Origin of the sequence: Pseudomonas sp. lyk4-R2A-8 (genome assembly GCF_030209095.1) — a bacterium.
Taxonomy (GTDB): domain Bacteria; phylum Pseudomonadota; class Gammaproteobacteria; order Pseudomonadales; family Pseudomonadaceae; genus Aquipseudomonas; species Aquipseudomonas quebecensis.
This window is the reverse complement of sequence record NZ_JARVSS010000038.1, coordinates 19,733-31,580: the sequence shown is the minus strand read 5'-3', so window position 1 is coordinate 31,580 and position 11,848 is coordinate 19,733. Positions and strand designations below refer to the sequence as shown.

Annotated in this window: 12 protein-coding genes; 3 read left to right on the top strand and 9 right to left on the bottom strand. The window is 62.5% G+C overall.

What is annotated here, in order from left to right; all coding sequences use genetic code 11:
- Positions 1 to 512: 512 nt before the first annotated feature.
- The 7 genes from QRN10_RS24265 to QRN10_RS24235 are packed head-to-tail and all read right to left on the bottom strand — an operon-like array spanning position 513 to position 6,949.
- A complete protein-coding gene (locus QRN10_RS24265) occupies positions 513 to 1,544 on the bottom strand; it encodes an ABC transporter substrate-binding protein (protein ID WP_266248917.1) in 1,032 nt (343 codons plus the stop codon).
- Positions 1,545 to 1,555: 11 nt separating this feature from the next.
- Entirely contained in the window at positions 1,556 to 2,653 is a 1,098-nt protein-coding gene (locus tag QRN10_RS24260; RefSeq protein WP_253506771.1) for an NAD(P)/FAD-dependent oxidoreductase, read from the bottom strand.
- On the bottom strand, positions 2,650 to 3,993 hold the full coding sequence (locus QRN10_RS24255; protein ID WP_253506775.1) for an FAD/NAD(P)-dependent oxidoreductase: 1,344 nt from the start codon (positions 3,991 to 3,993) through the stop codon (positions 2,650 to 2,652). The genes QRN10_RS24260 and QRN10_RS24255 overlap by 4 nt, the downstream gene beginning before the upstream one ends.
- On the bottom strand, positions 3,990 to 4,280 hold the full coding sequence (locus tag QRN10_RS24250; protein WP_181077059.1) for a (2Fe-2S)-binding protein: 291 nt from the start codon (positions 4,278 to 4,280) through the stop codon (positions 3,990 to 3,992). Before QRN10_RS24250 ends, QRN10_RS24255 begins: the two co-directional genes overlap by 4 nt.
- Complete coding sequence (locus QRN10_RS24245) at positions 4,280 to 5,074, bottom strand: ABC transporter permease (protein WP_266248922.1); 795 nt, start codon at positions 5,072 to 5,074, stop codon at positions 4,280 to 4,282. Before QRN10_RS24245 ends, QRN10_RS24250 begins: the two co-directional genes overlap by 1 nt.
- A gap of 4 nt (positions 5,075 to 5,078) precedes the next feature.
- Entirely contained in the window at positions 5,079 to 5,924 is an 846-nt protein-coding gene (locus QRN10_RS24240) for an ABC transporter permease (protein WP_181077063.1), read from the bottom strand.
- A complete protein-coding gene (locus QRN10_RS24235) occupies positions 5,921 to 6,949 on the bottom strand; it encodes an ABC transporter ATP-binding protein (RefSeq protein ID WP_285429335.1) in 1,029 nt (342 codons plus the stop codon). Before QRN10_RS24235 ends, QRN10_RS24240 begins: the two co-directional genes overlap by 4 nt.
- A gap of 243 nt (positions 6,950 to 7,192) precedes the next feature.
- Between QRN10_RS24235 and QRN10_RS24230 the strand changes: the two genes are divergently transcribed.
- From QRN10_RS24230 to QRN10_RS24220, 3 genes are all read left to right on the top strand, one after another.
- Positions 7,193 to 8,023, top strand: coding sequence for an IclR family transcriptional regulator (locus QRN10_RS24230; protein ID WP_285429334.1), 831 nt, complete (start codon positions 7,193 to 7,195; stop codon positions 8,021 to 8,023).
- Between the two features lie 223 nt (positions 8,024 to 8,246).
- On the top strand, positions 8,247 to 9,446 hold the full coding sequence (locus tag QRN10_RS24225; RefSeq protein ID WP_285429333.1) for a hypothetical protein: 1,200 nt from the start codon (positions 8,247 to 8,249) through the stop codon (positions 9,444 to 9,446).
- 150 nt (positions 9,447 to 9,596) lie between these two features.
- Positions 9,597 to 10,952, top strand: a complete 1,356-nt coding sequence (locus tag QRN10_RS24220) for an MATE family efflux transporter (RefSeq protein WP_181077068.1) — start codon at positions 9,597 to 9,599, stop codon at positions 10,950 to 10,952.
- A gap of 149 nt (positions 10,953 to 11,101) precedes the next feature.
- On the opposite strand, the gene QRN10_RS24215 is transcribed toward QRN10_RS24220, so the two are convergent.
- A complete protein-coding gene (locus tag QRN10_RS24215) occupies positions 11,102 to 11,464 on the bottom strand; it encodes a type II toxin-antitoxin system HicB family antitoxin (protein WP_285429332.1) in 363 nt (120 codons plus the stop codon).
- On the bottom strand, positions 11,461 to 11,712 hold the full coding sequence (locus QRN10_RS24210; protein WP_034096965.1) for a type II toxin-antitoxin system HicA family toxin: 252 nt from the start codon (positions 11,710 to 11,712) through the stop codon (positions 11,461 to 11,463). Before QRN10_RS24210 ends, QRN10_RS24215 begins: the two co-directional genes overlap by 4 nt.
- Between the last annotated feature and the right edge of the window lie 136 nt (positions 11,713 to 11,848).

Below are 11,848 nucleotides of genomic sequence, written 5' to 3'. Positions count from 1 at the left end.
GCAGCCACCAACCCTAACCACGATGCGAAGCGAGCCGCTCTTGCTCTCGCTTTTGCTTTTGATCTCAGGCGCCCCGTTAACCACGCTGGCCGGAATTCGGCATTGATTTGGAGGGTAAACCGGCAGGGATGCCGGTTTAGCCGCCCCGCGCCATGGATGGCGCGTGGCGGCGGCCCTCCAAATCAATGTCGGATTACGGGTACACCGAGCCTAGGCGAGGTGCCGAGTGGTGGGGCAAAGCGTTTTTGGTTACTTTTGGCGCTCTTCCAAAAGTGACCCGCCGTAAGGGCGGAACCCATAGCCGCCGTAACCGCAGCAACGGATATGTACTCGGTTTGATCCAACATTCTGGTCGGCTGTCAGGCCGCCATCGGGGGCAAGCCCCCTCCCACATTTAAAATCCTCTGGGCCACCCCACGGCAACTCGGTGAATCTGGCCCCGATAGCCATAGATATCTACACACGTTTCAAAGGCTGAAATAACTCCGTGGTGAGCGGGCTGGCCCCGCGCTCTACCGCTCAATCGACCGGCTCCACCGCGCATTCCACTCCGGCCGCGCCTGGTTCACCTGGTCCCAGTCAATTGAAATCGCCGTCTGCAAATACCCCTGCATCGCTTCCACCCGCGCGCGGGTCTTGTCGGTAGTCGGCGTGGTCGGGTTCGAGGGGATCTGGTCACCTTCCTCCAGCGCCGGTGCCTGGGCCTCGGCGGTCAGCAGGTAGGCTGCGAGTTTCTGCGCCAGCTCCGGCTGGTCGTTGCGGGCAATTACGCATTCGGCGACGTTCAGCACCACCGCGCCTTCCTTCGGTTGCGCATATTCCATCGGTACGCCGAGCAGTTTCTGCGTGGCGACCTGGGTTGGAGTGAGGGGAAAGATCGCGGCTTCGTCGGTTTGCACCATCTCGGAGATTTTCGCCGAGCTGGCGATGTATTCCAGCACGTTGGGCCCGATGGTTTTCGGCCAGGCCTTGAAGCCGGGGTCGACGTTGGTCTCGTCGCCGCCCTGCAAACGGTTGAACATCAAGAAACCGTGCAGGCCGAAGGTGGAGGAGGCCAGGGACTGGAACACCACTTTGTCCTTGAAACGCGGGTCGGCCAGGTCCATCCATGAAGTGGGCGCGGCCCAGCCTTTTTCCTTGAACAGCCTGGCGTTGTAGCCAAGGCCGGTGACGCCCAGAGTCACGGCCACCGCTTCGTCCTTGATTTTCGCCTTGGGCGGAATCTGCTCCAGGGTCGGGCTGGGGGCCAGTTTGTCGCACAGGCCCATGGAAATGGCGCGGTACATGATGCCGTCGTCCAGAAACATCACGTGCATCTGCGGGTTGTCTTTGTTGGCCTGGACCTTGGCGAGAATGTCCGACGAGGTGCCGGGTACGATCACCACCTTGACGTCGTTGGCCTTCTCGAACGCAGGCAGTACTTTGTCGGCATACACCCGTTCCATGGTGCCGCCGTTCATGCCCAGGTACAGCGTCGGCGCGGCATGGGCGCCGGCGGCGAACAGGGCGAGGGTCAAGCAGGACAGCGCATTGCGTGGGTTCATGGTTGTTCCTCTCAGGCTTGGAAACGACGGATGGAAAACGCTTCGATGGGCTGGCGGCTGCGGCCGGAGCAGACGAGCTCTGCCAGGGCTTCGCCGACGGCGGGACCGAGCTGGAACCCGGCGCCGGCAAAGCCGAAACCGTGGAGCAAACCCGGTGTGGTGCTGCTGGGGCCGATCACCGGTTCGTGATCGGGCAGGTAACCTTCGGTGCCGCTCCAGGTGCGGATCGCCTGGGCGCCCTGGAGAAACGGGTACAGCTCGGCGGCATTGCGCAGAATCTCCAGCACCGCCGCCTGTCCGGGGCGAGCCTGGCGCGGGCCCAGGGCAAAGCCGCGCCCGCCACCGAGGATGCAATTGCCGCGCGCGACCTGGCGCGCGTAGATTCCGCCGCCTTCAACGCCGGTGCTGACGTTCATCACCACCGGCAGCGGCTCGGTGACCAGCATCGCCGGGTGCGCCGAGGTGATCGGCACCGGCTCGCCGAACTGTGCGGCCACGCTGCCGGCCCAGGCTCCGGCGCAGTTAAGCAACCAGGGTGCGCGTAGCTGCAGGCCGTTGGCGCAGTGCACCTGGAACGCCTGCCCGTCATGCTCGATGTGCACCACCTCAGCCTGCTCGTGCACCGCCGCGCCGTGCCGTTGCGCGGCGCGGGCAAAGGCCGGTGACACCAGGCGCGGGTTGGCATGCCCGTCTTCCGGGCAGAGCGAGGCGCCGACCGCCACGTCGCCTACCCATGGGAAACGCGCGCGCAGTTCGACGCGGTCCAGCAGTTGCAGGCCCAGATCAAACTCGCGGGTGCGCTCGGCGTAGGCGTGCAGCGCGTCGAAATCGGCGGCGCTGCGGGCCAGCTTCAAATGCCCGCAGCGCACGTATTCGCCGTCGATGCCGATCAGCCCCGGCAACTCGCCCCACAACTGATGGGCGCGTTGCGACAGCGGCAGTTGATGCAAGGGCCGACCCTGGCGGCGCACGCCGCCGTAATTGACGCCGCTGGAATGCGAGCCGCAAAAGTCGCGCTCCAGCAGCGCCACGCGCTGGCCTTTATGGGCGAGCATCATTGCCGCCGAAGCGCCGACAATGCCGCCGCCCAGTACGATCACATCGGTCATGTCTGCACCTGCACGCCGAACGGCAGCGGCTTGATGGGGGCCTGGCCACGCAGGCGGCCCACGTCTTCAACGTTGCGGCCACTGCGCTCGGCGACAATCTCCGCTGCCGCCAACCCGCACATTCGGCCCTGGCAACGGCCCATGCCGACCCGGCAGTGGGCTTTGACCCGGTTGATCTCCCAGTGCCCCTCATCCACCACCGCGCGAATATCGCCGGCGCTGACTTCTTCGCAGCGGCACACCATCAAGCGGTCCGGCGCCTGCGCCGCCCAGTGTTCAGGAAAGGGAAATGCGCTTTCCAGGCCCTGGCGAAAGCGCTGGATGCGCGCCAATTGACGTTCCAGAGCGGCGGGGCGTTGTTGATCGATGGCAATACCGGCGTCCTCCAGCAACGCCAGCGCCGCGCGTTCGCCGGCCATCTGGGCAGCATCCGCGCCCATGATCCCGGCACCGTCGCCCGCCAGGTAGACGCCTTCCACGCTGCTGCGCCCGGCGCTGTCGCGGGTGGGCAGCCAGGCACGGTTCAAGGGGTTCCAGGCGAAAGCGCAACCGAGCAGGTCCGCCAGTTGGGTTTCGCTGCGCAGGGCATGGGCGAAAGCGACCGCGTCGCAGGCGAGGGTGTGCGTGCCCCAGCGAATGCCGCTGACGCGTTGTTCACCGTCGATCTGCGCGAGCGTCGCGCCTTGGTGTACGGGCACTCCGTGAGCCGTCAGCCAAGCGCGGTAGTACAAGCCCTTGGCCAGGGTCGCCGGTTGCCCGAGCAGCGCCGGCAACGCCCGGCATTGAGCACTGAACGGCGCGCTGTCGAGCACCGCCACCACCGTTGCGCCGGCCTTGGCGTATTGATACGCCACCAGATACAGCAACGGCCCGCTGCCACAGAGCGCCACCCGCTCACCGATGGCGCAGCCCTGGTACTTCAGGGCGATCTGCGCCGCGCCCAGGCTGTACACGCCGGGCAAGGTCCAGCCAGGCACCGGCAGGATACGGTCGGTGGCGCCGGTGGCGACGATCAGCCGTGAGTACTCGAGGCTGTCGGCGTGGTCATCCGTGAGCAAGTCCAGGCGCTGGTCTTCGGCATTCCACACCAGGGTACGTGGCCGATAGTCGATCAACGGCGCCAGTTCATCCAAGGTGCGATGCACGGCTTCGGCCTTGCTCGCTTCGAAGCCATAGAGTTGCCGGGCGGTGCGCTGGAAACCCTCGGGTTGGCGCCGATAAATCTGCCCGCCACCGCGCAGGCCTTCGTCCACCAGGCAGGCTCGGATGCCATGGTCGAGCAGGGTGCGCGCCGCGCTGATCCCCGCCGGGCCTGCGCCCACAATCACTACCGGCTTCATGCTGTGCGCCCCGGATCGCGGCGGATCGCCTGGCCCGCTTCCAGCAGCGTCGAACAGGCGCGTACGCGCCGACCGTCTTCCAGCCACACCCAGCAATCCTGACAGGCGCCCATCAGGCAGAACCCTGCACGGCGTTCGGCACTGAAGTCGCTGCCGCGCAGATGTTCGCCGCAGGTCAGCACGGCGGTCAGCAGCGTGTCTCCGAGCAGGGCGCTGGCCGGTTGACCGTCAAGCGTAAACGCGATGGCAGGGCGGGCGGTGTCGGCCAAGCGTTTGAACAGGGCCATCAATGTTTCCCCACCAGCACGCGGTCCAGGCCGTAGACCCGGTCGAGCAGAATCATGGTCGCCGCCGTCAGCGCGATCACCAGCGCCGACACCGCCGCCATCATCGGGTCGATGGATTCGGTGGCGTACACGTACATGCGCACCGGCAGGGTTTGCGTGGCCGGCGAGCTGACAAAAATCGACAAGGTCACTTCATCGAAGCTGTTGATGAACGCCAGCAGCCAGCCACCGGCCACGCCGGGCAGGATCATCGGCAGGGTGATCAGGCGGAACAGCGTAAAGCGACCGGCCCCCAGGGACTCGGCCGCCTGTTCGGCGCTGCGGTCGATACCGATGGCCGCCGCCAGCACCAGCCGCAGCACGTACGGGGTGATGATCACCACATGGGCCAGCATTAACCAGGTGAAGCTGCCGTTCACCCCCATCAGGGCGAACAGGCGCAGCATCGCCACCCCCAGTACCAGGTGCGGGATGATGATCGGCGACAGGAACAAGGCACTGAAAAAGTTGCGCCCCACAAACGAGTAGCGACTGATCGCCAGCGCCGCCGGCACCGCGATCAGCGTGGCCAGGGTCGCAGCGCTGAACGCCAGGATCAGGCTGTTGTAGAACGCCTGGATAAAGTCGGCGCGTTCGAACACCGCGCGGAACCAGCGCAGGGAGAACCCCTGGGTAGGCAGGCTCAAGGTGTTCTCCGGGGTGAACGCCACCAGGCATACCACCACCAGCGGCGCCATCATGAACAGCACCACCAGGCCATGGAAACCGAGCGCCAAAGGACCGTTTCTGGACATGTGTCTAAACCCCCAGGGACTTTTTGTAGCGACTTTCGAGCAGGCGGTTCCAGCTCAACATGATCAGCAGGTTGACCAGCAGCAACACCACCGCGATGGTCGCGCCCATGGGCCAGTTGAGTTCCGAGAGGTACTGGTCGTACACCACGGTGGCGACCATTTTCAGACGCCGCCCGCCGAGCAGGCCGGGGATCGCAAACGAACTGGCGGCCAGGCCGAACACAATCAGGGTGCCGGACAGCACCCCGGGCATCACTTGGGGCAACACGATCCTGCGCATCACCGTGGCCTGGCTGGCGCCGAGGGACAGCGCCGCCTGTTCGGCCGACGGGTCGAGTTTTTGCAACGAGGTCCACACCGGAATGATCATGAACGGCAGCATCACATGCACCAGCGCGATGATCACCGCGAACGGCGTGTACAACAGCTTCACCGGGCGCCCGCCGAGCACTTGGATCAACTGATTGATCAGGCCGTCGGCGCCGAGCAGCAGGCTCCAGCCAAACGCGCGCACCACCACTGAAATCAGCAGCGGGGTGAGGATCAGGATCAGAAAGATCGAGCGCCACGGCGTGCCCATGCGGCTGAGGATGTAGGCCTCCGGTACGCCGATCACCACGCACAGCAGGGTGACCAGCGCGCTGATCCAGAAGGTGCGCCAGAAGATTTCGTAAAAGTACGCGTCGCTGAAAAGCGCCAGGTAATGGGCCAAGGTCCACTCGCCGGCTTTCACCCCTACCTGATAATCGAACACGTTGAACGACAGCACCAGGGTCAGCCCCAGCGGCAGGATCAGCAGCCCGCTGAACAGCAGCAGCGCCGGCAGCGACAGCAGGTAGCCCCGACTCATGGGCGCACCTCGTCGGTGGCCAGCACGCGCAGCAGCTCAGCCGGCCATTCCAGGCCGACCACCGCGCCGTTGGCCAGCGGCGCGCTGCCGTCGTTGGCGCGCACCACGGTGATTTCACCCAACGAAGTGTGGATGCGGTAAAGCCATTGGCTGCCAAAGAAGAAGCGGTCGAGCACCTGGCCTTGCAGGCGCCCGCTGCCGGCGTTCACCAGTTGGATTTTTTCCGGGCGCAGACTGAGGGTCAGTTCGCCGTCGCCGCTTTCATGCCGCACTTGCGGCATGCCGAGGGCGTCGTAATCGCCGGGCAACAGGTTGGCTTTGCCCACGAAGTCAGAAATGAAGCGCGTGCGCGGGTGTTCGTAGAGGGTATAGGGTGCGTCGATCTGGGTCACGCGGCCGGCCTCCATCACCACCACGCGGTCGCTGATGGACAGCGCTTCGGCCTGGTCGTGGGTGACCATCAGCGTGGTGATGCCCACGGCGCACTGGATGCGGCGGATCTCGAACTGCATCTCTTCGCGCAGGTTGGCGTCGAGGTTGGACAGCGGTTCGTCCAGCAGCAACACCGGCGGTTCGATCACCAGGGCGCGCGCCAGGGCCACGCGTTGGCGCTGGCCGCCGGACAGCTCACGCGGGTAGCGCTCGGCATGGGGGGCCAGGCGCACCAGATCGAGCACGGTCTTGACCTTGCCGGCGATTTCGGCGGCGGGCACGTTGCGCATCTTCAGGCCGAAGGCGACGTTGTCGCGCACGCTCATGTGCGGGAACAGCGCGTAGCTCTGGAACACCACGCCCAGGCCACGGCTGGCGGGCTTGGCATGGGTAATGTCGCGACCGTCGAGCAGGATCTGGCCGCTGCTCACGTCGACGAAGCCGGCGATCATTTGCAGGGTGGTGGTCTTGCCGCAGCCCGATGGGCCGAGCAGGGAAACGAACTCGCCTTTTTCCACGGCCAGGTCGGTGGCAACCACTGCGTCGACGGCGCCGTAGCGTTTGCTCAAGGCGATGAGTTGGAGAAATGCCATGTCTGCGTTCCACCTTTTTCAGTCGCGTCGAAACGCGCTTTTTTTGTTTTGGGCAGATGCGAAAAGAATGTTGCGGGTGCGTTGGCGCTCGATCTCAAGTCGGCTGCCGTGTGTTGTTCGTTTTCGCCCCTGTGGACGCAGATTAGGACGAAGACTAGGATGCGTGGAAGATGGAATTTCACTGAACGGACTACTTTTTTCAGTTTTATTCACTCACCAGAATTAAAAGAGAGGATAGGCGATATGGATTCCACTGAGCGGAATGAAAACCTCAAGGAAGTCGGTGCTGGCGGCGTATCACGGTTGTTTGCGCTGCTGCGTACGTTGGGCGAGGTTTCGCAAGACGGCGAACGTGTGACCCAGCTTGCGCAACAGGTCGGCCTGTCCCAACCCACCACCCACCGCCTGCTGCGCAGCCTGATGGAGGAGGGCATGGTGGAGCAGGACGCGCGCAGCAAGCGCTATCGCCTGAGCCTGGAGTTCTTCGCCCTGGCGGCCAATGCGGGCAAGACCGGTAACCTGCGCGACTTGGTACGACCGAGCCTGTTGCGCCTGAGCGCCTCCTTGGGCGATTCGCTGTTTTTACTGGCGCGCAGCGGCTTCGATGCGATCTGCCTGGACCGCAGCGAAGGCCCGTACCCGATCCGCACCTTCACCGGCGATATCGGTGGGCGCGTCGCTCTGGGCGTGGGGCAGGGCAGCCTGGCGATCCTCGCGTTCCTGCCGGAGGAAGAGCGCGAAACCGTGATCCGCTACAACCTGCCTCGGCTCAAGGATTTTCACCTGTACGACGAAGTGCTGCTGCGTTCGGAAGTGGAGAACGTGCGCACCCTGGGCTACGCGGCGCGTAACACTGGGGTGCTGGAAGGCATGGCGGGCCTGGCGGTGCCGATCCTCGATCGCGATGGGCACGCGGTGGCCGCATTGAGTGTGGCGACCATCAGTGACCGGTTGGGGCCGAGCCGCCTGCCGATGGTGGTGGAATTGCTCAAGCGCGAGGCCGTGGCCATCGGGCCGAGGATCAATCCGTTTGATCCGACGTTGCGCAGGCCGTCGAAGACGTTTGGCGATTGACCTGGGGGCTGAATCGGAGGGCAAGGCCTACTTTGGCGGGGATACTTTTCTCACTGCGTTCGGGCCGTGGTCCGAGCGTGCAAATGTCATGTTCTTTCAGGAGGTTGTACTGTTACTGCGGGGTGCTGGAACCGTTAAGTCGTAGGCCGCCACACAGGGAAAGTGATCCAGTGCAGGGTTTGCCTGGGTTGACAGTGTAGGACTCCATTAACGAGGAATGATGATGAGTATGTTTTATCCGCCTGCGCCAAATTGCATGAGAAACGAGGCTTCCTATAACGCGATGCCAGTCAGCCAAGGTCAGTGGCGTGGTGCAGGTCAACCTGCACTGAGCGGTGGAGCGCTTCCTCCTGTGCGTATTTTGGGAGAGTTTGCAAACAACTTCGACTATTTCAGAACCCCAGGTTCTCCTTTCGTTTCGCGTGACACGCTTGAGCATGTAGCTGAACGTCCAATGACCGGCGACCCTTACCATGACCGGATGACCATGCTCGCCAGGGAGATTTCCCGCAATCCTGAAATGGCTGACATGCTGGATGGCATCACCAATGGTGGTCAGCAGGATGGTCTTATCAGTCCGGACGATGTGCTCGAGAGTATGGCGGTGTACGGCGCCCCAAATACGTCCTCTCTTATGAACGCAGACGATCAGCTCGCGAATACGGTTCTGTCCAGCGCGCGAAACGCGTCCACCGCCTTCTCGTCAGCCATGCGGGAGGTCGGTCCTGCAGGCATGCCAGGAGGAATGCGGCAACAACGAATGAACCAGGTTTTTGCGCCGTGGCCTTCCTCTACAGGCGACACCTTGGGCGGTAAGGCTTCGGGATATGACGCCAAGCCTTATGCCAACGACAGCAACGAAGCCCTTTCCAATAAAGTACTGGCCCGTTTCAGCGCGCTGGAAGATCCGGATGCCCCAGGGTTTATCACCGATAAATCACTGAGTTCCGTCGCCGGCGGCTTTCACTTGGATGGGCGGCCAGCGACCCGGGATGAAGTGGACATCGCCAGGGAGGTGCAGAATCGGGGTGACTTGTTCAAGTCGCTCGACCGTGGTCAAAGCGGTTCGGTGGATGGCCGTTTCTCCCGAGACGACCTTGTTTACCTCTCCGATAACGATAAGGGAATGAGCGATTACGACCTGCTTAAAGGTATCAAGGATAACTTCAGGCAATATACGGCGGGCGCCAACGACAGGTTCATCAACATCACCGAACTGGAAGAGGCAGCAGGTAAGAGGCCGTCAACTCGAACGTTCACTCCAGAGGCGCGCCAACTGGCGGCTGAACTGCTGAGACGCCCAGGCTTGTTGCGTGAAACGGATATCGGCATTGGCGACAACGGTCCGGGCGCTGAAGACCGCCGATTCGATATGATCAACATCGACTACATGATGGGAAAACGAAAGCCGGACGCCAACTGAGATCGCGTGGTCTGGTCAGCTCGAGCCGCTATGGCGGTTAGCGAGGCAGCTCGGCTGATCATCATCTCGATAAAGGACAAACCTCGGGAAGGTCGGATCCAATTACGGTATAACCCTCGAACGCTTTTGTGATCCGAGGCCCCGTTTTTCATGCAAAGCCCTTTGCAACGCCCGCTGTGGCAGGTCTACCTGATCTTTCTCGCACCCATGGTGCTGTCCAACTTCCTGCAGAGCTTTTCCGGCACCCTCAATGGCATCTATGTCGGGCAGATGCTCGGTACCCAGGCGTTGGCAGCGGTCTCGGGGATGTTTCCCATCGTGTTCTTTTTCATTGCCCTGGTGATCGGCCTGGGCGCTGGCGCGTCGGTATTGATCGGCCAGGCCTGGGGTGCCCAGGAAACGGGCATGGTCAAGTCGATTACCGGCGCCACGTTGACCCTGGGCGCACTGGTGGGGTTGATTGCGGCGGTGCTTGGCAGCCTGTTCGCGCGCTCGGCGTTGCAGGCACTGGGGACACCGCTGGATGTGCTCGACGATGCGGTCGGCTATGCGCGGATGATGATGCTGATCATGCCGTTGCTGCTGGTGTTTATCCTCTACACCCAACTGTTGCGCGGGGTCAGCGACACGATTTCACCCTTGCTGGCGCTGATGGTCTCGACCCTGGTCGGCTTGCTGCTGACTCCTGCGTTGATACGCGGCTGGCTCGGCCTGCCACCGCTGGGCATCCAGAGCGCGGTGTACGCCGGCCTGGTGGGTAACGCTGCGGCGATGCTGTTTTTGATCCTGCGCCTGCGCGGTAAAAATCATGTAATGGCACCGGACCGCGAGTTGCTTGCAGCGTTACGCCTGGACCGCGCGATTCTCGGCAAAGTCCTGCGTATCGGCTTGCCCACCGGCCTGCAGATGGTGGTGTTGTCGTTGTCGGAATTGGTCATCCTGGCCCTGGTCAACGGCCACGGCTCCCAGGCCACGGCGGCTTATGGCGCGGTGACGCAGATCGTCAACTACGTGCAGTTCCCGGCCTTGTCCATTGCCATCACCGCCTCGATCCTCGGCGCCCAGGCCATCGGCGCCGGGCGCCTGGAGCGCATCGGGCCGATCCTGCGCACCGGGCTGTTGATCAATACCTGCCTGACCGGCGGGTTGATTGTGCTGGGTTATGCACTGTCGCACTGGCTGCTCGGTCTGTTCATCACCGACGCGGCGGCACGGGTCAACGCCGAACACCTGCTGCACATCATGTTGTGGAGCATCCTGGTGTTCGGCTTTCAGGCGGTGGTGGGCGGCATCATGCGCGCCAGCGGCGTGGTGCTGATGCCGGTGGCGATTTCGATTTTCTGCGTGCTGTGCGTCGAGTTGCCGATGGCCTACCTGTTCAATGCCCATTTCGGTCTGGAAGGGGTGTGGATGGCGTTCCCGGTCACCTACTTGGCGATGCTCGGGCTGCAGACCGCGTATTACCGGTTGGTATGGCGGCATAAGCAGATCAAACGGTTGGTGTGATAGAAAAAATGCGCACATTCGGCACCGGCGGCGTCTGAGTCATGGCAAACCGCTTACGCGGATTTATTTCGGGTTCCCGGCGCCCGCGCCTTTGTGCTGGCGGGCATGCTTGCGCGCATGACTGGGGTGTCGGCGGTTGGGGTAGTTTGCTATGCGCTGGGGTGAAGTTCTGCGAAGTGATGTTGCAGGAACTCATTCAGCGCCTGACGCGTCAGGTCATTGAGCGTGACTTTCCTGCGGGTCGCCGCCAGCGCCGCAGCTAAATGCAGGTCATGTCCGACCCGCACATTGAAAGATCCCTTGCAGGGTTTTTCCGGGGTTTGACCAAGGTTCTGGCACGTCACGAGATAGTCGTCCACGGCCTCCTGAAAAGCGGCATCCAAATCAGCCACGGTTTTTCCTTCGTAGCTGACCAGCGCCTTGATGAATAGGATCTTGCCGAACAGGCAGTTGTCTTCAAGGCTGGCCTCGATAGAGCCGATGTAGCCTTTGTGTTTGAGTTGGTTGTTCACTGAATCAGTTCTCCTGATTTCAATTGTTCGATGATCTGGCGTCGAATGTAGTGCTTCAGTTCGTTGCCAGGGTGAGGCTTGTGCAGCGTGATCATTGCAGTGGGGTCGCCACTGTCGAACTTGACGCGGCTTCCAGCCCCTTCGATCTGTGTGTAGCCCAGGCGACGCAGCAGCGTGACGAGTTCGGGCCATGTAAATGCCATTTGCTCATTGAGCAGTTTGGCCAGCAGCTTTTCATTTTTGGACACGGCGTTCTTGCGTGTAACTAAATGTAGTTGCATAAAGTGGTTTCCGTCAATGCTAGCTCGGTTACGTGCATCTTTCCCGTCACAGGTGTAACCCTTGATGACGCTCGGTTTCGCGCCTGCATCCCCTCGCTAATTT